At 29.9% G+C, this 26605-nt stretch carries 25 protein-coding genes; 20 read left to right on the top strand and 5 right to left on the bottom strand.

Annotation, left to right across the window (positions count from 1 at the left end):
- Positions 1–238: 238 nt before the first annotated feature.
- The 8 genes from KEC93_RS18975 to KEC93_RS18940 all read left to right on the top strand — a co-directional run bounded on the left by KEC93_RS18975 (position 239) and on the right by KEC93_RS18940 (position 11271).
- Positions 239–1264, top strand: coding sequence for an iron-siderophore ABC transporter substrate-binding protein (locus KEC93_RS18975; RefSeq protein WP_077868249.1), 1026 nt, complete (start codon positions 239–241; stop codon positions 1262–1264).
- Positions 1264–2262, top strand: a complete 999-nt coding sequence (locus KEC93_RS18970; RefSeq protein ID WP_077868250.1) for a FecCD family ABC transporter permease — start codon at positions 1264–1266, stop codon at positions 2260–2262. The genes KEC93_RS18975 and KEC93_RS18970 overlap by 1 nt, the downstream gene beginning before the upstream one ends.
- Positions 2259–3290 (top strand): FecCD family ABC transporter permease, encoded by a 1032-nt coding sequence (locus KEC93_RS18965; protein ID WP_077868251.1) that lies wholly within the window; start codon positions 2259–2261, stop codon positions 3288–3290. The genes KEC93_RS18970 and KEC93_RS18965 overlap by 4 nt, the downstream gene beginning before the upstream one ends.
- Positions 3290–4093 (top strand): ABC transporter ATP-binding protein, encoded by an 804-nt coding sequence (locus tag KEC93_RS18960; RefSeq protein ID WP_077868252.1) that lies wholly within the window; start codon positions 3290–3292, stop codon positions 4091–4093. Before KEC93_RS18965 ends, KEC93_RS18960 begins: the two co-directional genes overlap by 1 nt.
- Before the next feature lie 475 nt (positions 4094–4568).
- Entirely contained in the window at positions 4569–5939 is a 1371-nt protein-coding gene (locus KEC93_RS18955) for an FAD-binding oxidoreductase (RefSeq protein ID WP_077868253.1), read from the top strand.
- 431 nt (positions 5940–6370) lie between these two features.
- Complete coding sequence (locus tag KEC93_RS18950) at positions 6371–10288, top strand: acyl-CoA dehydratase activase (RefSeq protein ID WP_077868254.1); 3918 nt, start codon at positions 6371–6373, stop codon at positions 10286–10288.
- 304 nt (positions 10289–10592) lie between these two features.
- On the top strand, positions 10593–10931 hold the full coding sequence (locus tag KEC93_RS18945) for a cupin domain-containing protein (RefSeq protein ID WP_012059922.1): 339 nt from the start codon (positions 10593–10595) through the stop codon (positions 10929–10931).
- 4 nt (positions 10932–10935) lie between these two features.
- On the top strand, positions 10936–11271 hold the full coding sequence (locus KEC93_RS18940; RefSeq protein ID WP_077868255.1) for a cupin domain-containing protein: 336 nt from the start codon (positions 10936–10938) through the stop codon (positions 11269–11271).
- A 393-nt stretch (positions 11272–11664) separates the two neighbouring features.
- Here the strand turns inward: KEC93_RS18940 and KEC93_RS18935 are convergent, their stop codons facing one another.
- Positions 11665–12081, bottom strand: a complete 417-nt coding sequence (locus KEC93_RS18935) for a hemerythrin family protein (protein ID WP_023975197.1) — start codon at positions 12079–12081, stop codon at positions 11665–11667.
- Between the two features lie 488 nt (positions 12082–12569).
- Between KEC93_RS18935 and KEC93_RS18930 the strand changes: the two genes are divergently transcribed.
- The 7 genes from KEC93_RS18930 (at position 12570) to KEC93_RS18900 (ending at position 16937) form a co-directional block, all read left to right on the top strand.
- Complete coding sequence (locus tag KEC93_RS18930; protein WP_077868256.1) at positions 12570–13181, top strand: class I SAM-dependent methyltransferase; 612 nt, start codon at positions 12570–12572, stop codon at positions 13179–13181.
- 65 nt (positions 13182–13246) lie between these two features.
- Positions 13247–13633, top strand: coding sequence for a carboxymuconolactone decarboxylase family protein (locus KEC93_RS18925; protein ID WP_017213060.1), 387 nt, complete (start codon positions 13247–13249; stop codon positions 13631–13633).
- Position 13634: 1 nt separating this feature from the next.
- Positions 13635–14102, top strand: a complete 468-nt coding sequence (locus KEC93_RS18920) for a VOC family protein (RefSeq protein WP_077868257.1) — start codon at positions 13635–13637, stop codon at positions 14100–14102.
- A 160-nt stretch (positions 14103–14262) separates the two neighbouring features.
- On the top strand, positions 14263–14784 hold the full coding sequence (locus KEC93_RS18915) for a ClbS/DfsB family four-helix bundle protein (protein ID WP_077868258.1): 522 nt from the start codon (positions 14263–14265) through the stop codon (positions 14782–14784).
- Positions 14785–14984: 200 nt separating this feature from the next.
- Positions 14985–16064, top strand: a complete 1080-nt coding sequence (locus tag KEC93_RS18910) for a type II toxin-antitoxin system RelB family anti-toxin (protein WP_077868259.1) — start codon at positions 14985–14987, stop codon at positions 16062–16064.
- Between the two features lie 152 nt (positions 16065–16216).
- The gene (locus KEC93_RS18905; RefSeq protein WP_077868260.1) at positions 16217–16537 is read left to right on the top strand and encodes a hypothetical protein; all 321 of its coding nucleotides are present in this window, start codon (positions 16217–16219) and stop codon (positions 16535–16537) included.
- 97 nt (positions 16538–16634) lie between these two features.
- Positions 16635–16937, top strand: a complete 303-nt coding sequence (locus KEC93_RS18900) for a DUF5316 domain-containing protein (RefSeq protein ID WP_077868261.1) — start codon at positions 16635–16637, stop codon at positions 16935–16937.
- Positions 16938–16998: 61 nt separating this feature from the next.
- On the opposite strand, the gene KEC93_RS18895 is transcribed toward KEC93_RS18900, so the two are convergent.
- From KEC93_RS18895 to KEC93_RS18880, 4 genes are all read right to left on the bottom strand, one after another.
- Positions 16999–17319, bottom strand: a complete 321-nt coding sequence (locus KEC93_RS18895) for a hypothetical protein (protein ID WP_012059911.1) — start codon at positions 17317–17319, stop codon at positions 16999–17001.
- Between the two features lie 401 nt (positions 17320–17720).
- Positions 17721–17951, bottom strand: coding sequence for a hypothetical protein (locus KEC93_RS26590; RefSeq protein ID WP_236887846.1), 231 nt, complete (start codon positions 17949–17951; stop codon positions 17721–17723).
- Positions 17952–18466: 515 nt separating this feature from the next.
- A complete protein-coding gene (locus KEC93_RS18885; protein ID WP_077869714.1) occupies positions 18467–18688 on the bottom strand; it encodes a BhlA/UviB family holin-like peptide in 222 nt (73 codons plus the stop codon).
- 4 nt (positions 18689–18692) lie between these two features.
- Entirely contained in the window at positions 18693–19229 is a 537-nt protein-coding gene (locus tag KEC93_RS18880) for an RNA polymerase sigma factor (RefSeq protein WP_039773767.1), read from the bottom strand.
- A gap of 583 nt (positions 19230–19812) precedes the next feature.
- Between KEC93_RS18880 and KEC93_RS18875 the strand changes: the two genes are divergently transcribed.
- The 5 genes from KEC93_RS18875 (at position 19813) to KEC93_RS18855 (ending at position 25962) form a co-directional block, all read left to right on the top strand.
- A complete protein-coding gene (locus tag KEC93_RS18875) occupies positions 19813–20460 on the top strand; it encodes a hypothetical protein (RefSeq protein WP_077869715.1) in 648 nt (215 codons plus the stop codon).
- Positions 20461–20727: 267 nt separating this feature from the next.
- Positions 20728–21390 carry an HAD family hydrolase gene (locus tag KEC93_RS18870; RefSeq protein WP_077869716.1) on the top strand — a complete coding sequence of 221 codons (663 nt, stop codon included), beginning with the start codon at positions 20728–20730 and terminating at the stop codon, positions 21388–21390.
- Positions 21391–21737: 347 nt separating this feature from the next.
- Complete coding sequence (locus KEC93_RS18865; protein ID WP_023975186.1) at positions 21738–22220, top strand: MarR family transcriptional regulator; 483 nt, start codon at positions 21738–21740, stop codon at positions 22218–22220.
- A 772-nt stretch (positions 22221–22992) separates the two neighbouring features.
- Entirely contained in the window at positions 22993–24651 is a 1659-nt protein-coding gene (locus tag KEC93_RS18860) for a purple acid phosphatase family protein (protein WP_077869717.1), read from the top strand.
- Positions 24652–24762: 111 nt separating this feature from the next.
- Positions 24763–25962: a YibE/F family protein gene (locus KEC93_RS18855; protein WP_241426541.1), complete on the top strand. Its 1200-nt coding sequence runs from the start codon at positions 24763–24765 to the stop codon at positions 25960–25962.
- The last annotated feature ends 643 nt before the right edge of the window (positions 25963–26605 follow it).

Genomic DNA, 26605 nt, shown 5'->3' with positions numbered 1-26605 from the left:
TTTTTTGTTTTTTAGGAACTCCTTATGAAGGCAAGATCTTCAAAAAATATAATGGAAATAATTTTATTTAATAAGTATTACCACAAATTTCAAGATAATGTCCCCTAATGTAAGGTTGACAAATTTTACTGATGAATATAAAATAAATACCGACAGCAAATGAAAAACATTATCATTTGAATATAAAAATCAAATAAATATTAATTCAATAAAATACATAACAATTAGGAGGATTATCATGAAATTAAAAGGAATAACTACGATTATTCTTGCTTGTACTTTATTAATAACGGGATGCTCAAGTGGAGCGGCTAAAAATGAAGATAAATCTAATGTGGGACAAAGTGCGACTGTAACGTATCCACTTACTATTAAACATGCTTTTGGTGAAACAGTAATTGAAAAACAGCCAGAAAAGGTCGTTACAATTTCTTGGGGAAATCAGGACGTACCATTAGCATTAGGAGTTGTACCAGCAGGTGTATCTAAAGCTAACTATGGAAAAGCAGATGAAAATGGTTTATTACCATGGACAGCAGAAAAATATAAAGAGTTAGGCGTGGACAAACCTGTTACTTTTGACGATGTAGATGGTTTAGACTATGAAGCTATCAGTAATGCTAAGCCAGATGTTATATTAGCTGCATATTCAGGAATAACACAAGAAGAATATGATTTATTAAGTAAAATTGCTCCTGTTGTAGCATATCCTAAACTTCCTTGGCAAACATATTGGCGTGATCAAATATCAATTAATTCAACTGCAATGGGTAAAAAAGATGAAGGAGACAAATTGGTTTCAGATTTGGAAAAGCAAATAACAGAAAAAACTAGTGAGTATCCTAAACTTAAAGGCAAAAAGGCTGTTTTTTGTTACTTTAATCCAGCTGACCTAGGTAAATTTTATATATATCTTCCATCAGATCCTCGAGCAGCATATTTAACTGATTTAGGATTAGAATTACCAGAGAGTGTTAAAAAGCTAGCCCAGACTTCAGATAGTTTTGCTCTTGAAATTAGTTCAGAAAATATTGATAAATTAACAGATGTAGATGTAATAGTAACTTATGGAAATGACACGTTAGTAAAACAATTGCAATCAGATGCTCTACTTGGAACAGTTCCAGCAATAAAAAGAGGATCAGTTGCCGTAATAGAAGATGGATCAGCACTTGCAGCATCTTGTACTCCTACTGCCTTATCAATTCAAGCAACAATAGGTGAATATCTAAAAATAATTGGAGAGGCAGCAGATAAAGCATAATGAGATTTAGAAAGACAGTAGGAATATATTTAGGTAGTATTTTTTTACTAGGTATATGTGTAGTAATATCACTGGCATTTGGGTCAAAAAATATAGGAATTAGCCAAGCAATAAATGATTTATTAAATAGTGACGATACGTCTTTTGCTGCATTAGTTGTTCGAGAACGTATTCCAAGAACAATTTTTAGCATTATGGCAGGAGCTTCTCTTGGAATATCTGGAGCTCTTATGCAATCAATCACTAGAAATCCAATAGCAGACCCAAGCATTTTAGGAGTTAATACAGGTGCATCTTTATTTGTTGTAATTGGAATAGCATTTTTTAATATAAATTCAGCTAACGAGTATATCTGGATTGCACTAGTTGGAGCAGGAATCACATCAATATTTGTTTATACTATAGCTTCCATTGGCAGCGGAGGTATGACACCAATAAAACTTGCTTTGGCAGGCTCAGCTACTAGTGCAGTTTTAACCTCTTTAGTAAGTGTAATAATACTTCCTAGAAGTGAGGTTATAGATGCATATAGATTTTGGCAGGTCGGAAGTGTAAGTGGTGCAACTTGGGAGAGTATTGACTTAATGTTACCATTTTTAATAATTGGATTAATAATAAGCATAATATCAGCACCAGCATTGGATATTTTAGCTTTAGGAGACGAGGTTGCAACTGGTCTTGGAGTAAATATAGGAATTATTAGGATTATATGTGCAATTGCAGGGGTTATACTATGTGGTGCAACAACAGCTATTGCAGGACCTATAGGATTTGTAGGTTTAATGATTCCTCACAGTATACGTCTCATTTTTGGCTCAAATTTAAGAGGTTTAGTTCCAATGTCGGCTATTGGAGGAGCGGTGCTTTTAACAATTTCAGATGTTTTGGGAAGAGTAATTGGAAGTCCTGGTGAACTTCAGGTGGGAATTATTACTGCATTTTTAGGAGCTCCAATTCTTATTATCATTGCAAGAAAAGCGAAGGTGAGGGCTATATGATAAAAACTACTCACTCTATGATAAAAGAAGGTTATATAAAAAGAAAAAAACGCATGATTAGCGTTAATATAATTCTCTTTGCTTTAACAATAAGTCTTTGCGGAGTTATGCTTTTATATGGTAAAACTAATTATTCATTAAGTACAGTTATAAGAGTGCTTAGTGGGGAAGAGATACAAGGAGCTACATTTACTATAGGAACCTTGCGTTTACCAAGAATGCTCTGTGGACTTTTAGCAGGGTTAGCCTTTGGAATTGCAGGAAACACATTTCAAACTATGCTTAGAAATCCGCTAGCTAGTCCTGATATTATAGGAATAAGTTCAGGGGCTAGTATTGCAGCAGTGTTTTGTATATTAGTTCTTCATATGAGTGGAAGCAGTGTTTCTATAGCAGCTGTAATTTCTGGAATCTTAGTTTCAACACTTATATATATTTTCTCTAAAGGCACAGGATTTTCAGGCGGCAGATTAATACTTATAGGAATTGGAATGCAAGCAATGTTAAATGCCCTTATATCATTTTTGCTAGTTAAGGCTTCAGAACATGATGTTTCAAAAGCACTCACATGGTTAAATGGAAGCTTAAATGGGATGAGTATGAAAGATGTCCCAGGCTTACTTGTGGTCGTTATTATATTTGGAGTTATTATTTTATGTTTAACTAATCACCTTCAAATATTAGAATTAGGAGATGAATTTGCAACAATACTTGGGATTAAAATAAATTTAATAAGAATAGCATTGATATTAAGTTCAGTATTTTTAATTGCTTTTGCAACTGCTATTACAGGGCCTATAGCCTTTGTTGCATTTTTATCAGGTCCAATTTCAGCAAGACTTGTTGGACTAGGAGCGCCAAATGTTTTAGCATCAGGTTTAGTTGGAGCATTATTAGTACTTGGAGCAGATATGATTGGCCAGTTTGTATTTAGTACAAGATTTCCTGTAGGTGTAATTACAGGAATTTTAGGAGCACCATATATGCTGCTGCTTCTAATAACTATAAACAGAAGGGGGCAAGCATAATGAATGAAAAACAACAATTGCTTGAAGCAAAAAACTTAGTAACTGGGTATGAAAAAAAGATTATAGTTGATGGAATTGATATAACTATTCCAAGTAATAAAATCAGTGTTATTATTGGAGCAAATGCATGTGGTAAATCAACTTTGCTAAAAACACTTGCAAGGCTTATAAAGCCAATTTCAGGAGATGTTGTAATTGACGGCAAAAAAATAACTTCAATGCCTTCTAAAAAATTGGCACAAGTTTTAGGTTTACTTCCACAATCACCAGTAGTTCCAGAAGGGATAACGGTCTGGGATTTAGTTTCAAGAGGTAGATTTCCATATCAAGCATTCTTAAGAAGTATGGATCAAACTGATTTTGATGCAGTAGAAGAGGCACTTGAAATAATGGGAATAACAGAGCTTGCTAATCGTAGTGTAGATGAACTATCTGGCGGGCAGCGACAAAGGGTTTGGATAGCTATGGCACTAGCTCAGCAGACCGATATACTTCTTTTAGATGAACCAACCACATATCTTGATATTGCTTATCAAGTAGAAATCCTTGATTTATTGACGGATCTAAACCGCAAAAGAGGAACTACTATCGTAATGGTACTTCATGATATAAATTTATCTGCCAGATATGCAGATTATATATTTGCTCTTCGAAAGGGAAAATTAATTGGGAAAGGTGAACCATCAAAGGTTATAACTTCGGAATTAATCAATAAAGTATTTGGACTAGATTGTGTGGTAATACAAGATCCAGTATCTAATTCACCTTTTATAGTCCCAAGAGGAAGACATCATGTTAATTAAACAAATCCTCGACAATATTAATTGTAGTATTGTCGAGGATTTATTATTATCTAGAAAATTATATCGCTGGACAATCATGTGATCATTGGGGTTCCTTAGGGGATTAATTATGAGAAAGTCTTATTTGGAAGGTTGCCTTTTAAAAGAGAATAAAGAAATATTTACTTGGTAGGGAATTTAAAAGACTAATCTTATATCAGGATGAATCTGAAAAAGTCACATGTTGAATTACATATTAATGAAAATTGTATACTTCTTTTTGTGAAAAAGTATAGGGAAAAATATGAGCGTACTTGTCTTCTTAATCCACAGTAGTCTAAGCAAAAACTTGTATCATTCTTGTATCATTATGTTAGATGTAAAGTCAAAAGATGGTACTAATTATATAAAAGTTCATATTATAAAATATAACAAGCTTTGTGTAAAAAAATACATTGTTTTTATATAAGGCTAATTTACAAAAGAGGGTGACTATATGAAATGCAAAACAAAATTAACTGGAAAGGTGATCCGTCCAAATGATCCTGAATATAGGGAAGCACGAATGAACTGGAATCCGTTCACTAACGCATTTCCTAGTGTATTTGTTTTTGCAAGGGATAATAAGGATGTAGAAAATGCAGTCAAATGGGCCCGTGAGAATGATGTACCAATTAGGATGCGAAGCGGCAGGCATGCTCTAGCAAAAGATTTTTCACAAACAAATGGTGGAATTGTAATAGATACTGGTCTAATGAAAAGAGTAAAGGTGGATAAAGCAAATTTAATTGCCACAGTTGAAGCGGGAATACGCGTTGGTGTTCTTGTGAGGATGCTGGCAAAGGAAGGTTTCCTTGCTCCTTTTGGAGATAGTTCTACTGTTGGTATAGGCGGAATAAGTACTGGTGGAGGAATTACGGCTATACAACGAACAGCAGGAGTGATTTCAGATAATATTTTAGCTGCCACTATAGTTAATGCTGATGGTGAGATTATGCACGTTAGCGAAAAAGAAAACCCAGACTTACTATGGGCTATTCGTGGAGGTGGAGGAGGTAACTTCGGTATTATAACCTCATACACATTTAGAATACGTCGTGCTCCTGCTGAAGTTGGGATATTTCAAATAATTTGGCCTTGGGAGCAATTAGAGGAAGTTATTGATGCATGGCAAAGGTGGTCTCCATTTGTAGATGTAAGACTTGGTACTATATTGGAGATATATTCGAAAACAAATGGTCTTCTCCGTTCGCAGGGATTATTCCTTGGGACTAAAGCAGAACTGAAGAAATTAATAAGACCTTTGATAGAAGTAGGATGTCCTTTAAAGGTAGTTATTGATGGGGTTACACTAAGTGAGGCAATAGATTTCTGGGCTCCAAATGAACCTTTCTTCGATGAACAGAAGAGTACGTGGTCATCTGCCTGGGTTGAGCAAACTCTGCCTGAAGAAGGAATTGAAGCGATAAGAAGCTTCTTAGAAAAGGCAAAAGGAAGCGAATCTAATTTCTTTTTCCTTAACTCTGGAGGCGCTATGAATAGTGTAAATCCGAAGGATACAGCCTTTTTCTGGCGAAATACTAAATATTATTTGGAATGGGATGCTTCATGGATTGAAAAAGGTGAAGCACGAGAGAATATTATGCTTGTTGAGAAGACACGTGCAAGGTTGCAGCCGTATATAACAGGATCATATGTAAATGTACCAGATTTATGTATAAAAGATTACGGTCATGAATATTATGGTGATAATTTTGCTAGACTTAGGAGAATTAAAGCTAAATATGATCCGGAAAATGTTTTTAACTTCATACAGAGTATTCCACCAGCTCGTAATTGTGATTATGATCATAGAAATGAAAGATAGCAGCATAATCCATTGCTGTAGCTAACTATTGATTAATCTGTATAATTTATTTTTAGTCTTAACTAAAAATATGAAATTTAAAATCGCACATTCCTGTAATTTTTGTTTAATTGATGAAAAGATCGAGCAATACTTCAGATCGAAAGATATAGTGTAAACTTTATTTTTAATAACGGATGGATCATAAGATAATTAGATTGTATCCTATAGAATAGACGATAAAAAAGTCAACTCTATAGGGTATTTTAGTTTATAAAAACCTCAGTCATTTGGACTTCAGAAGCACATGAAATATTTAAATTATCTAAATATGACATTAGATACCTCATAAATTTCTTTTAAAACGTATCATATGATACGGAGTCTATAGTGAAAGTATAATATAATACTTATAAGAAGTAAATGAGAATGAATTTCAAAGGAGGGGCGATATGAATAAGTTAGGAATAGACATTGGTTATTCAACTCTTAAGTATGTTTACTTAGATGGTAATGATAATTTAATTGAAAGTAATTATATATTTCATAAAGGAAATATAAATAAATATTATAGTGAGTTAATTGAGAAGGTTAAAGTAATTAATAAAGAATCAAATATTGTTATTGGGATAACAGGAAGCTTATCATCAAGAATTAATTTAGATAAAAGATATCATATTAATAACAGTATTTCTCTTATTGAAGGAGCTTTATTTAAAAATAAAAGCGTTAAATCTATTATTGAATTAGGTGCGCAAGAAACAAAATACATTACAGATATAGACGTTAAGAATGTTAAGTTTTTTATGAATACAAGCTGTGCAGCTGGTACAGGTTCTTTTTTAGAAGAGCAGGCTTCAAGATTATCTATAGATATAAAAGATATATCATCTTATACAGAAAAAGCTACAGAAATTCCAAGGATAGCTGGAAGATGCAGCGTTTTTTCAAAGACTGACATGATACATCATATGCAGGATGGGGTAAAAGTAGAGGATATATTGCAAGGATTATGCCATGCACTTGTTAGAAATTATAAAGCAAATGTTCTTCAGAAAAATAAGCTTAATAAACCAATCATGCTTTCTGGTGGGGTAATACATAACAAAGGAGTAGTTAAAGCTCTAAAGGATGTATTAAAGTTAGAAGACCAAGACATTATAATTGAAGAAAATTTTGAGTTATTAACATGTTTTGGTGCTTGCAAGATAGCAGAAGAAAAAGGATTAATTATAGATGTAAATAAACTTAGCTCTTCTGAAAAATTAATTATAGAAAAGCCTAAAAATAGCTTATTTGAAAAATTAGATAAATTCGGAGTAAATGATAGTTTAAATAAGCATACTTGTATAAATAATAATTTAAAAGAAGGTTACTTGGGCGTTGATATTGGATCAACAAGTATCAATTTTGTTGTTATTGATGAAGCTAACAACGTGATTGATTATATTTATACAAAAACTAATGGAAAACCAAAAGAAGTTGTTACTGAATATTTTGATATATTAAGAGAAAGATTAGGACAAGACTTTAAATTCAAAGGAATAGGTACAACTGGTTCTGGTAGAGAGTATATTGGAAAATTAATTAATGCAGATTTAATTGTAAATGAGATTACAGCTCAAGCAGAAGGAGCTATAAATGTATGTAGTGATGTTGACACCATATTTGAGATTGGTGGTCAGGACTCAAAATATATATGTATAGAAAATAAGTTAGTAAAAGACTTTGAAATGAATAAAATATGTGCAGCAGGAACAGGAGCATTTATAGAAGAGCAAATTAAGAAGCTTGGAATAAGTATCAATGAGTTTGGAAAGGTTGCTTTAGAAGGGGAGAACCCTTGCAATTTAGGGGATAGATGTACTGTTTTTATTGAAGGTAATATAGGTAAAGCAATAGGAGAAGGCGAAAGTATTGAGAATATTTCAGCTGGACTTGCTTACTCTATAGTAAAAAATTATTTAAATAGAGTTGTTGGAAATAGACCTATTGGAAATAAAATATTCCTTCAAGGTGGAATTGCTCATAATCAAGCAGTAGTAAATGCATTTAGAGCTTTACTTAATAAAGAAATTATCATTCCAGAATTCTTTAGTGTTACAGGCGCTTTAGGAACAGCAGTTTTAACAAAGGAAAGTATAAAGAATAACGAGAAAGATAAGAAACAAAATAGTAGTGTAGATTATTCAAATAAAGGTGAAAAATTATTCTTAGACGGATATATAACTGATAAGGATGCTAATAAAAAAACAATAGGGATACCAAGAGTACTATTTCTTAATAAAATGTTCCCGATGTTTAATGAGATATTTAAAAAATTAGGATATAATGTTTTACTTTCAGATGCAACTAATGAAGATATAATAGGCCTTAGCCAGGAATATTCGTTTGAAGAAACATGTTTTCCAGTTAAATTAATAAATGGACATGTAGCATGGCTTCTACAGAGGAAAGTTGATTATATATTCCTACCACATTTATACACTATGAAGCATGCAGGTTCAGATGTGAGAGAAGATTATGCATGTGTGTATATGCAGACTTCACCAAAGATAATTGAAAGCGTGTTTAATTTGGAAGAAAAAAATATAAAGTTAATATCACCAACATTATCATTTAATTTTGGCAAACAATATATGATTAAAACCTTATTAAGCATAGGAAAAGATCTTGGAAAAAACAAAATAGAAACAGCGGCAGCAGTAATGTCTGGTATGAAAAAGTTTATGGATTATGAGAAAAATCTTGAATCACTTGGATCTGATGTTTTAAAGAATATAGGTGAAGATGAAAAAGTATTTGTAATGATAAGCAGAGTATATAATATTGTTGATCCAGCATTAAACATGGGTATAGAAAATGAATTGAAAAAACGTGGATATAAAGTACTTCATTTAACTCATCTTGAAGCTTCTGAAATGAATATAGGAGAAGAATATTCTAACATGTATTGGCCTTTTGGACAACACATAATAACTGGAGCAAAAATTATAAGAAACCATAAAAATTTATATCCAATATACATTACTAATCATGGATGCGGACCAGATACAATTCTTACTCATTATTTTAAAAAGGAAATGGGAAGTAAGCCTTATCTGCATATAGAAGTAGATGAACATTCTTCAAAAGTTGGAGTAATTACAAGGGTAGAGGCATTTATAAATTCAATTAAAAATTGTGATAATAATGGCCTTTTAGAAAATAAAGTTGAGGAATCTGCTGAAGGTAATTGTAGTAAAAAACTTGGAATGGTTAATGAAGTTAAATTTGATAATAAACTTCAAAACTCTAAGAATGAAATAGAAACTGAAAATGAAGTGATAATTCCATATATGTATCCATATAGCAATATACTAAAAGCTTTCTTAGAAAGAAAAAATACAAAGGTTACAATATTAGAACCTGTAAGTGAAAGCACAATTGAAATTGGAAAGCAATTTTCAAGAGGAAAAGAATATTTTTCATTAACTGGTTTAATATCAGAGGTCATAAGTAAAGTTAAAGAAAGTGAAAAAGAATATACATTATATCTTCCTACAGATGAAGGAAGTGAAACCTTTGGGCAGTATGGGAAGCTTATGCAATATAAAGCCTTAGAATGTGGAAGAAAACTAAATCTCGAAGCGCCATTTATAGAAGATTACTTAGGAGATAAAGATTTTGGTCTAGAATTCTTTAAAGCATTGGTAATAGGCGATCTAATTAATAGATTACATGAAAATAAAAAAGAACAAGCTTTAGATGATTTAATTAAAGCAATAAAAAATAATAATATGACAGACTCATATTTTGATAAGAAATTAGAAATCCTAAACAATGAGATATTAAAGGAAAATAAAAAGAAACTGCTTATAGTGGGAGAATCTTTGGTAGTGCATAAAGATTATTTAAATAATAATCTCATAAAAAGGCTAATTGAAAATTATGATGTTGTAAAGCAGTCATTTGCAGAAGAATTATATATGCTATATAAAGATTTTAGCAATAAGAGAAATAAGACTAATAAACAATATTTTAAATTAGTAGATGAAGCTAAGAAGATTATTAATAAAGTTAATTTGATTCTAGAAGAAAAATCTCCATTTAATAAGGATATTGATAGTCTTAATGAAATACTAAAAGATAAGCTTCCAAATTATGCAGGAGGAAGTGGAAGATATAGATTTGCTAAATTGCTAACAGCAGAAAATGTTGATGGGATTATTGTTGTAAGCTCAATGTATGAAAATACAGCTACAATATTAAAAATATTAAGAGAAAAATATAAAGAAGAAATAAAAATTCCTATATTAGATCTATATTTTGATAGCAATATAAACAAAAATAATGAAGAACTAATAGAAACATTTATAGCTTATCTGTAAATAAACTAAATGGATCTTAGAGTTATGGTTATAATCACCGAAATAACAGGGATTCTGTTATTTCGGTTTCTAGAGAATTTCACTGTGGATTTCTAACAGTATAAGTTGTACCAATTTCTGCATGCTCCTTTGACAAGCAAATGACAAGCAAAAATAGAACAACTTGTACTGAAGAAATCCTACAGCAAAATTCTCAATGAAACACTGCACAAAAGAATCCCTATTATTTCTAGTATGGCTATATATATAAATCAATGGAGAGAGGTTGTTTACCTACATATAAAAATGAAAAGGAGAATGTAATATGCAAGAATTAATTAAGAATATAGAAAAATCAAAGGCAATAGATTTTGACAGCTTAGTAAGCTGCAAGGAAGGTCAAATAGAAACTGTTACAATGGCTCAAAAGAAAGGTGTAGGACTTACTGCATTAGCTTTTGGAAAGGGTGAAGGCGTTGGGCCTCATGCAGCTAAAGGTGATGCTATGATTGTTATTCAAGAAGGAGTAGCTACTGTAAAAATAGGTGATGAAGTGATGGAAGCTCACAAAGGTCAAGTGGTAGTTATGCCTGCAAATATTCAGCATCAAGTAACTGCAAAAGAAGATATGAAGATGCTATTAATAGTAGTGAAAGAGGATTAAGCTTATGAAATATTTAAGAAACATCAAACCATTTGAACCAATAAAAATGAAAGATATGATAAGTCATTCAGGAAATACAATAGCAAGTAAGGCTTTAGTAGATAATGAAAAACATGAAGTTAGATTCTTTTCGTATGCAAAAGGAGAAAGCATAGATAAGGAATATTATCAAATGGAGTCGTTATTTATTGTAATAGAAGGGGAAGCTAAAGTTGTTTACAATGAAAATGACGAATCAGTAATAAGCGAAGGTGATATTTTTGCAATAGAAGCTGATATACAATACGGAATGGAAGCATTAACTGATGTAAAGTTATTGAACATATTAATAAAAGAATAATTTTTATAAAAAGTTATAAATTAAGAAGGCAAGGCTAGATTTTAGTCTTGCTTTTTATGTCTTAGATATGTTTTGAATTAATATTAAAGATTGATGCTTATTAGCGAGATGATTTTAAGCAACATATGTTATATTTTTGTGTGCACGTATGGGCACGTGTTATAATCGGTGAAAGTTCGCAATGGGGACTGATAATGTCAACTATTAACTTTAATGGAGATATTCCATAATATATTTAAAGTTAGAATCTAAAATTATTATAATAATTGAACAAGAGACGTTGTAAAATAATACAAAATATATAGAAACTACCCCTGTGCCGTGAAACACGGTGCAGGGGTAATTATTTGAAGAAGTAAAAAACGAAGCCAATGGTTGAGTTAAATCATCTTGCTATAACATAACTTCAGCAGCAGATGAAGAGTTCTCGTTTAAAAATGCATATGAATATTTATGTAAGCCAATTATGTAATTTTTACTCCACTTCATTATTTCCTTTTGCATTAGAGGAGTAAACAATGATGAAACTCCTGGATTTTCAAATGAATATCTTAACTTTCTTATTTCCATATTAAGTTTTCTGTGACACATTTTAAGTTCAGAACAGTTGTATTTTGTTTGGGTTATTTCTTCATCAAAATTATTATTTGCATAATATTCAACAGAGTCTAAAGCTTTTAAAATTTCATTACTATCCTTTTCCTTTTCTAAAGCATAAAGAAGTTTATTAACTCGATTAAATAATTCTTTATGCTTATTGTCAATAGCATCAAACTCCATAGAAAAACTAGTATTAAAATTAAAATTCATAAAAACACACCCCTCATAAATTAATATTTTTATATTTATTTACCTATAATTTAAAATTCTCAAAAAATTAAATAGTTCCTTCTTTCTGAAGAATATATTTTAATTTGAATTTCAACAAAATACATCAATATAAGTCATAAAGTATTCATTGTTATGATTGAAATTTGTATATTTTTGATTGCTATATGTATATCGTGTCAAAGAATGTAATAAATTTAATTGGAGTCTATTAAAAATATATATTGTAATTAAGTTTCTAAATTTGAGTTTAAATCGAACACCTGATTTGCTAAAGACTTTAAGTAAAAAAATATAATTTTATATTTCAGCACACAGACTGAAACTTAATAAAATTTAAATGATTTATAATTGTAATATATGTTATTATTTAGTTATAATGTCAGAATATTTTAGGAGAAATAAAAGGCTGTAGCAATGCTAAATTTAGGTGATTTATAAAATATTTTTAATAGAAAGGACAAGGCAAAATGAATGAAATATTTAGGCAAATACCATTGTATAGGTTCATCATGTTCTGTAATGAAACAACTATGGATAAGGTGGTTCTAGATTGTGGTGCAGGAGGGAATTGTCCACCGTTAAGCTTATTTTCAGAATATGGGTATAAAACATATGGAATAGAATTTGATATTAATCAATTAAAAGAGGCTAATATGTATGCAGATGAAAAAAATCAAGATTTAAATATTGAACACGGAGATATGAGATATTTAAAATTTGGAGATGAAACATTTAGCTTTGTTTATTCGTATAATTCGGTATTTCACATGAGAAAAGAAGATGTTTTAAAATCAATAAATGAAATGAAACGTGTATTAAAGCCTAGAGGCTTACTTTTTGTGAATTTTCTTACGATAAAGGATTCTCGTTATGGAACAGGTTTAGCTATTGGTGAAAATCAATATGAGCAAATGGAGAGAAACACTCCTGTAATACATTCATATTTTGAGGAATGTGAGCCAGATACATATTTTGAAGATATGGAAATATTGCATAAAGAAATTAGGGTATTAGAAAGAATGGATGAAGGTGAAAAAATAAGACAAGGATTTGTTGATTATATTGTTAAGAAATTATAGATTTAGTGGTTACTATTAATTTAATGATATTCTTAAGAAAATAAAAGATGATGGGGAGTTTAGTTATGAAGGATTTTGAAAGTATACTTAAATATTATAAGGAAGAATTGAAATGGAATCCGCCATTTGCTGATGCACTTTCTAAATATTCGCCAGATGGCTTAAGTGGATATTTGGCAATGCGTGAATCAATTGAAAATGGACATCTTCCTAAAAAAACAAGAGAATTGATTTTTACTATATTGGATAGTTTAGATGATGAAGTAAGTGGAGCAAAGGCACATGCTGTTGCAGCTGTAGAAGCAGGTTTAACTATGGAAGAATTAGTAGAAGCATATGTAATTGTAACTATTGTTAAGGGAATAAATGTACTTTGCAAAACAGGAACTCAGGCAATTAAAGCAGCGGAGGAAAGGTTAGAAGAGATAAAGCTAGCTAAAGGAGAGGAATAAAATGAAGTTTTCAAATCCAATGATAGTTGTTTCTAATATGGAGAAATCAAAGAAATTTTATTATGAAGTACTTGGGTTAGAGGTTGTTGTTGACTTTGGAGCAAATGTAACTTTGAATGGTGGTATTGCATTACAAACAAAAGATACTTGGTTATCATTTATATGCAAACAGAATGATGAAATTGCTTTTGGTGGAAATGCAGCGGAATTATATTTTGAGGAAGATGATTTTGACAGCTTTATTCAAAAGCTTAACACTCTCTCAGATATTAATTATGTACATCCTATGATAGAACATTCTTGGGGGCAGCGTGTTGTTAGATTTTATGATCCTGATAAGCATATTATCGAAGTTGGAGAAAATATGGTCATGGTCGTAAAAAGATTCTTAAATAGTGGTCTATCCATAGAAGAAACGGCTATTAGGATGGATGTGCCAGTTGATTATATAGAGTCTTGCTTAAAATAGATATAAAGATAGCGATACTACTTATACAGTTAACTACCTCTATTTTTTAGATAAACTAATATTTCACTAAAGCTAATTAATACTCTAGTAAAGTTAATTAATATGACATGATGCTGTCAAGTTTTATGCTGTATTATTATACAAAATAGGAGGTGTAGTTATGGAGCAATATGAGGATAAAGAAACTTTCATAAATGAACTAAAAAGGACAGCAACACTTTTTATAAAAGAATTTGATGATGTGGCAGAAAGTGATAAGAATCTTATTATAGAAGGAATAGATAGAACCCCTGAAGAAATTATTTCATATCAACTTGGGTGGATGCAGCAGCTTAAAAGCTGGGAAAGTGATGAATTGGCTGGAAAGGAAGTAATAACACCAGATAAAGATTTTAAGTGGAATCAACTAGGAAAGTTATATGAAAGATTTTATGCTAAATATAATGACTATTCGTTATCAGAGTTAAAGGAAATATATATTTCAAATGTAGAGGATATTATTTTATGGATAAAAGGTTTTGATGAGGATCAGTTATTTAATCCAGGAGGCAGAAAGTGGGCAGAGTCAACACCATCTAATTGGCCAGTTTGGAAATGGATTCATATAAATACTGTTGCACCTTTTAAATCTTTTCGCAGCAAAATTCGAAAGTGGAAAAAACTTCGTGCAGCACAGGTATAATCCATTAAGTAAGTACTGCATAGTAATTAATAATAGAATTTATCATTGAAATCTGTATATTTTTAAATAAGTTTAAGTCGAATGATATTCAAGTTTTCTTAATTTAAATGTGAATTAGCCTCTATTGTTTGTTATAAAAGGTAAACTTATAATAAATTTATCAAAAGGTATTTTCAAGTCTAAATATCGGAGGTATAGAATTGAACGAATTAAATATAGGGGAAACAATTTTAAAGTTAAGGAAAGAGAGAAAATTGACTCAAGAGGAATTAGCTCTTATGATTGGAATTTCAGCAGGAGCAGTAAGTAAGTGGGAAAATGGAAATTCAATGCCTGATATTTCAATATTAGCACCTCTAGCCAGAGCTTTAAACACATCTATTGATACATTATTATCATTTCATAAAGAACTTTCTGAAGAAGAAGTTAATAATATAAAATCAAAGCTCACAAAACTATTTCTTAATGAAGGGTATGCAGCTGGTGAGAGAGAATGTAAAAGGTACCTAAGTGAATATCCAAACAGTATTTGTTTAAAAGTCGAAGTTGCAAGTTTGCTTAACACATACCTTATGATGTCTGAGGATGATTCAGAAGAGTTTATAAAAGCAAAAAGACAAGAAGCTTTAGATTTGTTTAAGAAGGTAGCTGAAAGTAAGGATCCTAAATATATGCAAATAGCTGTGTTTTTCATTGCTCATATTAATATGATTTTGGGAAATTATGAAGAAAGCGAAAGAGCACTTAATGAACTTCCCAAAAGCTTAGATCCAGTAACTCTATACCCAGTTATTCTTGAAAAGCAGGGAAAGAAAGAAGAAATTCAAAAATTTTGCAGCAATAAATTATTGAATTATCTAAATAATAGTATCCTTATGCTAATTATAATGGCGAAGACATCAAAGAAAGAAAAAGATTATGAAAAGGCAATACTTTATTTAGATACATGCCATAAGATTCAGGATATGTTTCATATTGGATTAGGTTCAGCTGCATATAAATATGTTGAATTATATATTGAAATTGGAGATAAAGAAGCTGCTGCCAAATGGTTTAAAACATATATTGAAGAAGTTATTTCTATGGGATATGACTACAGCAGCAATCCTTATTTTAATAAAGTTGAATTAGAAATAAAACCTGAAGAACAAAAAATAATTAGAAAGAAAATGCTTAAATCAATTATTGATAATGAAGAATTTAAAGTCTTAAGTGGAATTTCGGAGTACGAAATGGCTATTAAAGAAATTGAAAAAGCCATTCTTAGCAGCTTTCAATAGGACTATATTTGATTTTTGTAAGGGATTCACATAAGTTCGATTTTCATTGCTTTTCGGAATTAAAATATTTATGATTTCGGCGAGTTATACGCATAAGTATAGATCATAGTTGGGTTATCTGTAATAGAGCATTTTTATTAGGGGGATTTGAGATGAATTGGCTTGGTATATTACCAATTTTAATGGGAATAATCCATTTAATATATTCTATTTGGTGTAAAGATAAAATTACTTACTACAATAAAAGATTTGCAAGAAAAACAGAAATGACAATTATAAAACCAAGAGAATTTTTTAGGATGCAGTTAAAATTTGTAATATTAAATTCAGTGTATCTTGCTGTGGCTGGAATAGTAATAATTACTTTTAATATTTCTAATATTTTTGTTATATTATCAATTGGAGGATTTCATTTTATAAATCTTATATTAGTAATACAAAGTAAAATGAAAGGTTATACCTACTATGAATAATGCATAATTAGCAAGTATATTAAAACGTAATTATAATGATTACAATATAAGGGTTTACCCTTAATAAGCATGTGAGAATTCTTGAGGAGGAGAAGTTTTGAAGGTATCATTTACTATTGGTTTAATTATTGCGATAGTTGCGTATATAGCAGGATTTTTAATGAATGATTATAATATAACATTAAAAATATCTGGTTTCTTAAGTGCTTTTTGTATTGTTATATGTGGAATTTTAAATGGTTCCTTTATTAGTGGCGATAAATACCTAGCTAATTATCTAAGTGAAGGAAAAGATGAGAGGAATAAAAGAACAAAAATAGTAAATTATTTATTGGTCATACTAATACCTAATATTGTTGTTTGCATAATAGTGTTGATGCTTATAAGTTTCCGTCATTAAGATATAAAATTATGAATAAATAAATTTTGAAATATAAAAAAGACACTATTTCTAGTGCCTTTTAGTAAAAGGTAACACTTGAATTACCAACGACTATGATTAAGGAACCATAATCAAATGGCTTTAAAGTGTGTTCAGTGGATTCGGCTTCTAACTTTACCATTTCCTTCATGGAATAATCAGAATCAAGTATAAATATAATAGCCTTGCCGCTAGGAGAATCAATTTTAACCGTCATAGGAGTACTTATTAATAAATTTGAATCTCTTGCATTATAAATTCCTTGAGAAAGAGTTTTACCAGATTGACTATAAGCGCTGGTTGTTAATGATGTAACTAATATTAATAAGAAAGCAAATAATGCTGTACGAAATCTCTTCATTAAAAATCATCCACCTTTCTTAATTAAACGGTATAATTAATTGATTTATTTTATTATGTGAAAAGTTAATATATATATTCAGAATAGATATTTATTTAATAAAACAAAAATAAGCCCTTGAAAATAAGGGCTTATTCTGGTGGTTCACTTTTAATGAAATTAAATTACTACTATCTTACGAGAGTAGTATATGCGTTTCATAAAAAAATATTCAAAACTATAATATTGTAAATAATTGTTAGGTTAAATAAATAATAAAAAAGAGATAGCAGGGTAATCTAAAATGCTATCTCTTTACCATAGTTGAAAGTTAATACTTCAATGATAATTATTTGCATAAGTTAAATGAAATATTCACCAATATTAAAATTTTTTCATAGAGTGGATTTAATAAGTTTTATTTATTCCCCATTAAAGTTAATATTAAAATTTAATGAATTAATATAATCCTCGATTTTACTTTTTGAATTAAGACTTATTTTATATGAAACAGTAAAAACTTTTTCTAAAAAGGTATAATATATCTTTACAATGAAAACCTCATTTTTTTCTTCTATAAAGTCAAGGCTTCTTATATCTATATATTCAATAAATTTATTTCCAATAAAAATTCCATCTTCAAGAAAATACATTTTAGATACAACTTTGTCATATAAAAATAGACATAAAATAATAATAAATATAAGAATACAATTACTTAACAATAAGTACAAAGAAAAGCTTTCTGCAATATTTCTTATTATAAGAAATACAATAAAGATATACATAAAATATGAGTGTTTATTAGAGCATAAATGTGAATCAATTACTAAATTAGCTTTTTTATCTCCAACTAACCTACGGTAGGATTGGATATAATTTATCATAAAAATTAATGAAATGCAGAAAAAAACAAGGAATAGAAGAATATCTAAATATTTAAATATTAAAATCATAAATCACCTCAATCTAAGTCTATTTAAATTATATTATACATAAATATATGACAAAAATAAACATAATAGCATTATGCTTACACGAAAATAAAAGTATATAATCAATAAAGTTTAAAGATTATATACTTTTATTTTATATTATTAAACACTTTTTAATGCACATCTCAAAGAAATAACTGGATTATATATTAAGGAAATCTGAAAAATAAAGCTTAATTAATCTTAATTTTGATTTCATTTAAAGCTGAATTCATAGAATCTAAAAGATTTAATTTATCAGTAAGCTCCTTAATTATTTCCTGATAGTTTTTTTCTCTTTCTTCCTGCTTTAAGTCTCTGGTTTCCTGTGCTTTTAATATGTATACTATAAGCACACAACTAAGTAATGTCCAGATTCCTTGAGTCATAGCAAGCTTTATAAGATCATCATACATAATATCATCCCTCCATATATAACTTAGTTTTTAGTAGATTTAAAGAAACTCTTTTAGCTGTATTTACAGATTGTCTAGATATTTTAAGAATTTTACCAATTTCAATATCTGAAAGCTGCAGATAGAATTTATAATAAACAATTTGTTTTTGTCTAGGTTTTAATGATGAAATTAAATCATTAAAGAATACATCTGAATAATCATTGCTAGAATTATTTTCATTAAATGATTCTAATGATTCATCATCACAATTAAAGGTGAGGAGATTATTATCACGATTGACTTTATATGATAATCTAATTGCTTGATTTCTAAGACATCTTTTTATATACATTGAAGCATCTGCACCAGAAACAAATTTATCAAAATTTATCTTTGTAATTAATTCATAAAGAAATATGATAAGGTCTGTTTCAGCTTCGGGATATTTTAGTTTATAGATTAGGTATTTTATCTTTGAATTAAAATAAGATAAGATTTCCATAAAATTATTTTTATTTTTCTGAAAAATTATAAGTTTTTCTAATAAGTCTATATCCATATTCTAACCTCCAAGCGATTTATTTAGGCTTGCTTATTTCCTATTAAATAAAGTTAATGTCATGACATATATTAATTTTAACGGTTATATTGATAAAATGAAACTGGCGATATCATAGAAACTGAATTATATTATGAGATAGTATATATGAGACTTATGTTTTCATCTGTTATCTTAAATTTGCTAAAAAGATTATCTGTAATAATGATAAAATAGTTGAAATTCAAAAAATAATATCAGATATTGAACTAGATGAATTTTCATTAATCTTTCTAGTTTACTATAATAAGTTTATAGTCAGTTAAATAACTGCTATAGAATTAACTGATTATGCGGCTAAAAAGAAAATACCTTATCATAAAGTTATTAGAAAGAAAAATGTTGACCTAAAGATAGAATTGTGGAGAGATAAAAATAACCTGCAGAGATTCTGAAGGTTATTTCTATAATGTACACTTTATAATATTATTACAAAAGCGCATTTACAATTTAGAGTAAATATAAAAATTGTAAGCCGTGTATGTTTATGTTAAAATATGTTCGTATTAAAATACAACAAGTTAATCCAATAAGGAGAATAAAATTGAAAAAGATAAAAATTATTTTATCAGTAGCAGCTATATTAGTAACATTAAGTGGTTGTGGAAATCAAAAACCACAAAATAATGCTAACCAAACCAATAATGATACAACTACTGAGGCTATTACAGATACTAGTGATAATACTACTAGTAACAGTGATTCAAAAAATACAGATAATAATACTGAAACAAATAATACTGCTAGCTCATCTACTGATAGCAAAGATACAAATATTGCAGTGGAGAAAAACAATAATAGCACGAATAATAATTCTAGTTCACAAAACAATGATAAAGAAACTAGTAATGATGAAAAATCATTTTATGGTAATTGGGAAATCAAAAAAGTAGCAGGATATGCAAAGGTATCTGTTGGTGAAAAAACATCACTAATAGGTTTAAAGATTAGTTTGTCAAATAACTTAGCGACCTTTGGTAATGAATCTTATAATAATCCACAATATAAGATGATAAACAAAACTCAAAATAATATGGCGAGTGAGTATAAGACCAATCTTTCAAAAATAGGTGTTAGTACTGATTCTATTATGCAATTAAATGTATCAGATAAAATAACTTTATTCATCAAGGACAATAATACTTTACTTTATTTTGATGAAGGTGTATTTTATGAGGTTAAAAGAGAATAGTAAAATATAAAGATAAAAGAGGTAATCTGCAAAAATGTAAATTACCTCTTTTATCTTTGTATATATTTTTCAATGATAAATCTACATCTAAAATTCTAGTTAGCCAAGTGATGAGTTAAGGCCAAAATCCCTATCTATTTGAGTTTGTAAACTTTGTTTATATATGTTTTTTCAATGTATAATTCTATTCCTAATTGATTTTTGTTATAATTAACTAACAATAAGTTGTAAATAAAAATTTATATGTTTTTTAAGGAGATACTATTTATGAAGAAATATGATACAGTTATATTTGATTTGGATGGAACGCTTCTTGACACTCTTGAAGATCTTGCTGATAGTGTGAATTTTGCATTAGTAAAATATAATTTTCCATCTAGAAAAAAGGAAGAAGTTAGAAGCTTTGTAGGAAACGGAGTTGGGCGTTTAATGGAGCTTTCTGTGCCTGATGGTTTAAATAATGCTTATTATAAAGAATGTCTTGCAGATTTTCGGAGTCATTATTCAAAAAATATGCAAAATAAAACTAAAGCATATGAAGGAATCATGGGGCTTTTAGATGTTTTATCAAAGGAAAACTATAAGCTTGCAATTGTTTCTAATAAATTTGATGCAGCAGTAAAAGAGCTTAATAAGATTTATTTTGAACAATATATAAAAGTTGCAATTGGAGAAAGTTCAAATATTGCTAAAAAACCAGCCCCTGATACAGTGATTAAAGCTTTAAAGGAATTAGATTCTACTACTGATAAGGCAATATATGTAGGGGATTCAGAAGTAGATGTAAAGACAGCTAGAAATTCTGGAGTTAAATGTGTAGGCGTGACCTGGGGATTTAGAGATAGAGAGCTTCTAAAGGAAAAAGGTGCTGATTACATTATAGACAAGCCATGTGAGTTGCTCGAGATAATTGGTAATTCTGAGAACTGAAAATGAAGAATCTAACTTTAAGAGTAGTTTTTTAATACAGAGATATGGAATATAATTAAAATTGAATTTAAGATAAATATATAAATTTTAGTTAGCAAAAAGTATATTTAACATAAATACATGTAGTTTTTGGCAAGAATAAAAAACGGTTGAATCATAAAAAATATTTTTAAATATAAAATTATGTTATGAGGAAGTGTAAATTATGGTTAATGAATATTGTCCTAAATGTCATGCATTAGAATACGTATAGTTCAATTTCTTACAATATTATTTTGATATTGTTGAAATGGAAACAAAAGAGTAATATAATATTGTTAATGCGTCAAAAAGTGGGAGGATAGGCCATGAACAAACAAGAACAGGTCTTAATGGATTTTAGGAAAGTATTTAATAAGATGGCTTGGCTTAATAAACTTAAGATGGAAGATAGTCTTAAGGGATATAATCCCTCGGAAGTACATTACATTGAATGTATTGGAAGAAACGTAGAGTCCAACGTGACAAAACTTGCAGAGTCTCTTTATATGACTAGGGGAGCTATAAGTAAAATGACAAAGAAGCTTATACAAAGAGGCATTATAGAAAGCTATCAGAAACCAGATAATAAGAAAGAAATCTATTTTAGGCTCACTGAACAAGGGCAAAAAGTTTATGACCTCCATGAAAAGCTGCATAAAGAGTTTCAAGATCGAGATAAAGTCGTATTTGAACAAGTGACTGATGAACAATTTGACGCTATGCTTGGCTTCATAGAAAAATATAGCAGGCATTTGGACGCAGAAATAAATAAACTTGGAATAGATACTAAGTCCGATAAATCTGAATAATTAAAATAAAACTATAAGCAGCCTAATTCCACTTGGAATAGGCTGTATTTTTTTCTTTCAAATTATAGATAAACAGATTTATGGGATATTCCACCGAAAGCAGAAACATTGTTATTTCGCAGGGCTATGAAAATATCGCTGAAAGCTCTAAATTGCAGGTTGCATCACTAATGCTTGCTCCCAATTTCATTGTGACAAGCATTAGTGGAACAACCTACAATTAAGAACTTTTAGCAGCTTATTTTCAAATGCCTGCTGCATAAAAATGTTTCTGCTTTCTATTTTGTATATATTTAATAGTGTAAATCTAGCTTACAATGAGGCAATGAAAGACAAAAAAGTATTATTAATTTGGGGATATTGTACACTTTTATAGGTTAGTCATTCTGAAAAGTTGTTATAAGGCTATTAGAAGAGCTTCTGGTGTTTTACTCTTCTTGACAAAGAATTTGTACAAAAATATGAGGACTTTTTCAGTGGTCTCATTATAATTGATTTATCTATATAGATATAAAAACTATAAATTAGATTTATATCTAGAATGATTATCTGCCATTGTTAAAATTTTGTGTGGGCCTATACCAGAAATTTTATAATCCCTTTGTAATAAAATTGTATGTAACGTAGTCTTACTAACGTAATACCAGTAAAAATATGTAATTTTAGGTAAATTATAATATTTAAAGTGAAATTAACTATAAGTTAACTGGTATTTAAAATAAAAGGAGTAACTTTATATAAGAACAAAATATTTAGAAGGTGGTAAGATTATATGAAAATTAGTAAAAAAGTTAAATTCATTCTTCCAATTGCTGTAGCTACAGTCATGGCTACGTCTGTCAGTATACCTTTTATAAGGAACGTTAATGCTGAAATTACAGGTACATCAGGTATTGAGAATTTTTCATTACCTAAGGTTACAGGACCTTATAATATTAATGCAAATGTTGGTTCTGACCCAAAAGAGCTTGATTTTGCTTGGTTCACACAATCTTCTGGAAAGACACAAATAAAAATTTCACGTACATCTAATATGAATGGTACAGAATTTCCAACTTCTGCAGATATTCAGGATGCTGAACAAACTGTTGTAAAAGCTACACAATCTATTAATCAGAGTGAGGCAGCCCTTACAGATATTGATGGAAAGGCTACTCCTGCTAATAATGGGGATGATGTTTATAATGGGAAGAAAACAGCAGGTGCTCCAACTGGCGAATATTCAAATAAAGTGAAAGTAAAAGGGTTAGATCCAGATACACAATACTCTTATTCTGTAAGTGATGGACAAGGCAATTGGAGTCCAGTTTATACAATTACTACACTACCTACAGATAAAGTAACGTTTGCTGCTTTTGGTGATCCACAAATTGGTGCATTTGATAATTCTAAAGGTACTGCTAAATCTAATGCTACAGGTGGTCACAAGAACTTAAATGATGATAAAACAGGCTGGAATAATATGCTGAAACTAGTGACTCAAAATAAGGACTTAAACTTCCTTTTTTCAATGGGAGATCAAATTAACGACTATAATTACTTAGTTCAACCCTCAAATTCATCTGATGGACAATGGTATCAATATAGGGACTTCTTTAATCCTGATTCTACAGTGAATTACATGCAAAATATGCCTTTAGCTGCTTTTTGTGGCAATCATGATCATCAAATGGGTGAATATTATGGCTATCACTACAATCAGCCTAATATAAGTAAGTTAGGTGCTACACAATATGGAAATGATGGTGACTATTGGTTTACTGCTGGTCCAGTATTATTTTTGGTATTGAATGCAAATAACTATGGTACTGCTGATCATGATCAATTTATAGCAGAGGCTATTAAAGCTAATCCAAATGTAAAGTGGAAGGTTGCTACATGGCACCAATCTGCATACAGTGAAGCTAATCACAATACTAAAAATGAACTTGATGATCCAGTTTTAACAATACGTAATACTTGGACAAAAATGATGGATAAATACAATATAGATGTTGTACTACAAGGACATGATCACTACTATACTCGTACTGCACAAATGTTAAATGGAAGTGCTGTTGATCCTAATAGTGGTGCTCCTGAAACTTTGAAAAATAGTAGCAACGCTTCTGTACCAGGTACCACAAATCCAAATGCTACTTATGCAAAAAAAGAATATCCAGACAGTGTAACTAATCCTAAGGGAACAGTTTACTTTACTCTTGATTCAGGTACAGGAAGTAAATATTATGACTTCAACAATGGTAATAATGATACAATTGGCGGAAGTGCTGACCATTCATTTAGTGTTGTTGGATGGCAGGGGTATGTTCCATCGTACTCATATGTAAGTTTCACTGATGATACATTTACAATCAAGACTTATGCAGCAAATGATTATACAATTGGTAATCAATCATTAATTGATAGCTACACTATTACAAAGAAATAATAAATAAGCATAACTTAGTAAAAGACAAAAGTTCAGTTAATATTGACTGGACTGTTTGTCATATAAAATTAAACTGCTTTTTATAAGGCAGTATAGAAGTAGGAGAATAGCATGAATATTATGAATATAAAATTAGGTTGGATTTCATCTATTAAAATAGGGGGCAAAATTATTGGATCTATTGCCATTTTGTCTGTTTACATTATACTGGCTATACTTTTTAGCTCACATACGCCTATTTATAATCCATTTAGTTCAGGAGCTGGTGGAGAAGTACATTATGAAAAGGGTAAGGTTGTCTCAATTGATGAACAGGTAATAAATTCATCAGGGTTTTCTGGGCTTTACATTGGAAGACAAATTGTAGATGTACTTATAGAAAGTGGGCAATATAAAGGACAGACTTTTAAGGTTAATAATGCCCTTAATTATGATACTAATTTTATTCTTCATAATGGACAGGATATTGTGGTGTCTGTTAATACATCTACTGATGATAAATCATACGTAAATGTTTATATGTTTGCACCATATCGTGTTGTTCCTTTACTTGTACTTATAGGTCTTTTTATTGGAGCAATCTGCTTAGTAGGTGGATGGCGCGGTTTTCATTCTGTGCTAGGGATAATATTTACCTTGACCACGGTATTATTTATTTTTGTTCCATTACTTTTCATGGGTGTATCTGATGTCTTGGCAACTATATTACTTGTCATTGTAACTTCTTGCGTAACCCTCTTTTTAGTAGGTGGCTTTGATAGAAAAACTTTGTCTGCCGTATTAGGAACAGTGGCAGGTGTTGTTGTATCAGTTGTAATTATGCTTATTTTTAGTAGGATTCTAGGAATATCTGGTTATACATCTTCAGATACAGATGCATTGCTTAACATTGCTGGACAAAGCAAGCTGCAGGTGAAAGATCTTTTATTTACAGGTATTATTATTGCTTCACTTGGAGCTGTAATGGATATTGCTATTTCCATTGCTACCTCAATCAATGAACTAAAGAAGCAAAATCAGGAGGCTTCCTTTAGTGAATTATTCAGTTCAGGTATGAATATTGGACGAGATATGATGGGGACTATGAGTAATACTCTTATCCTAGCATTCCTAGGTGAATCCATTTTCTCTTTTATTTTAATGTACTCCTATCAAGTACAGTTTAGGCAATTGATTAACTCAAACGGTGTTGCAATTGATATTCTTAATTCTGTTTGCGGGAGCTTAGCAGTTATACTTACAGTTCCAATTGTATCGGCTATTGCAGCAAAACTGCTTCAAGGAAAGCAAAGTTCCGTTAAAGAACAATAAACTAGTTCTAATGCACTTTAGATACCTGAATTTATGCATATAATTCACCGAAATCATAAATATTTTGATTCCGAAAAGCTATGAAAATATCGCTGAAGGTTCTAAGCAGCAGGTTGTATCCACTTTAGCATGCTCCAACTTTCAGTTTGACAAGCTAAAATGGAACAATCTACAGCTAAGAACCTTTAACAGCTCATTTTCAAATGTTTTCTACACAAATATATTTATGATTTCTAGTGAAGATATGAGCTCAAAGTTTTAGCAACTTTGTAAATATGTTCATCTATATAGATATCCAACCCAAAAGATATACCTATACTTTAATCTTTGTGAATTATACTAGAAATTAGATACATGTTTGTGAAAGCGGCATTTGAAATTGAGTTGTGATAGTTCTTAGGTGAAGGTTGTTCCATTTTCTGCTTGCCCTAAACTTGTTTTTGGAGCATGCAGAAATGAGTTCAACCTTCCACTTAGAACTATCCAGCGAAAATTTCACTAGTCCGCTGGAACAAATTTGTATCTAATTTCGGTTTTGCCACACATAAATATAATTTTAAATTTGGATATCTATAATGAAACAACAGGCAGCCTAAAAATATTTGTAATAGGCTGCATTTTTATTGTTGATATTTTGTTGACA

This window comes from Clostridium beijerinckii (assembly GCF_018223745.1).
GTDB classification, from domain to species: domain Bacteria; phylum Bacillota; class Clostridia; order Clostridiales; family Clostridiaceae; genus Clostridium; species Clostridium beijerinckii.
Note: the sequence above shows the minus strand (reverse complement) of the source record. Positions and strands in the feature narration are given on the sequence as shown.

Bases quoted from the DNA above. Each gene is read 5' to 3' on its own strand.
- KEC93_RS18975 (WP_077868249.1), top strand. From the start codon at position 239: ATGAAATTAAAAGGAATAACTACGATTATTCTTGCTTGTACTTTATTA.
- KEC93_RS18970 (WP_077868250.1), top strand. From the start codon at position 1,264: ATGAGATTTAGAAAGACAGTAGGAATATATTTAGGTAGTATTTTTTTA.
- KEC93_RS18965 (WP_077868251.1), top strand. From the start codon at position 2,259: ATGATAAAAACTACTCACTCTATGATAAAAGAAGGTTATATAAAAAGA.
- KEC93_RS18960 (WP_077868252.1), top strand. From the start codon at position 3,290: ATGAATGAAAAACAACAATTGCTTGAAGCAAAAAACTTAGTAACTGGG.
- KEC93_RS18955 (WP_077868253.1), top strand. From the start codon at position 4,569: ATGAAATGCAAAACAAAATTAACTGGAAAGGTGATCCGTCCAAATGAT.
- KEC93_RS18950 (WP_077868254.1), top strand. From the start codon at position 6,371: ATGAATAAGTTAGGAATAGACATTGGTTATTCAACTCTTAAGTATGTT.
- KEC93_RS18945 (WP_012059922.1), top strand. From the start codon at position 10,593: ATGCAAGAATTAATTAAGAATATAGAAAAATCAAAGGCAATAGATTTT.
- KEC93_RS18940 (WP_077868255.1), top strand. From the start codon at position 10,936: ATGAAATATTTAAGAAACATCAAACCATTTGAACCAATAAAAATGAAA.
- KEC93_RS18935 (WP_023975197.1), bottom strand. From the start codon at position 12,081: ATGAATTTTAATTTTAATACTAGTTTTTCTATGGAGTTTGATGCTATT.
- KEC93_RS18930 (WP_077868256.1), top strand. From the start codon at position 12,570: ATGAATGAAATATTTAGGCAAATACCATTGTATAGGTTCATCATGTTC.
- KEC93_RS18925 (WP_017213060.1), top strand. From the start codon at position 13,247: ATGAAGGATTTTGAAAGTATACTTAAATATTATAAGGAAGAATTGAAA.
- KEC93_RS18920 (WP_077868257.1), top strand. From the start codon at position 13,635: ATGAAGTTTTCAAATCCAATGATAGTTGTTTCTAATATGGAGAAATCA.
- KEC93_RS18915 (WP_077868258.1), top strand. From the start codon at position 14,263: ATGGAGCAATATGAGGATAAAGAAACTTTCATAAATGAACTAAAAAGG.
- KEC93_RS18905 (WP_077868260.1), top strand. From the start codon at position 16,217: ATGAATTGGCTTGGTATATTACCAATTTTAATGGGAATAATCCATTTA.
- KEC93_RS18895 (WP_012059911.1), bottom strand. From the start codon at position 17,319: ATGAAGAGATTTCGTACAGCATTATTTGCTTTCTTATTAATATTAGTT.
- KEC93_RS26590 (WP_236887846.1), bottom strand. From the start codon at position 17,951: ATGTATTTTCTTGAAGATGGAATTTTTATTGGAAATAAATTTATTGAA.
- KEC93_RS18885 (WP_077869714.1), bottom strand. From the start codon at position 18,688: ATGTATGATGATCTTATAAAGCTTGCTATGACTCAAGGAATCTGGACA.
- KEC93_RS18880 (WP_039773767.1), bottom strand. From the start codon at position 19,229: ATGGATATAGACTTATTAGAAAAACTTATAATTTTTCAGAAAAATAAA.
- KEC93_RS18870 (WP_077869716.1), top strand. From the start codon at position 20,728: ATGAAGAAATATGATACAGTTATATTTGATTTGGATGGAACGCTTCTT.
- KEC93_RS18865 (WP_023975186.1), top strand. From the start codon at position 21,738: ATGAACAAACAAGAACAGGTCTTAATGGATTTTAGGAAAGTATTTAAT.
- KEC93_RS18860 (WP_077869717.1), top strand. From the start codon at position 22,993: ATGAAAATTAGTAAAAAAGTTAAATTCATTCTTCCAATTGCTGTAGCT.
- KEC93_RS18855 (WP_241426541.1), top strand. From the start codon at position 24,763: ATGAATATTATGAATATAAAATTAGGTTGGATTTCATCTATTAAAATA.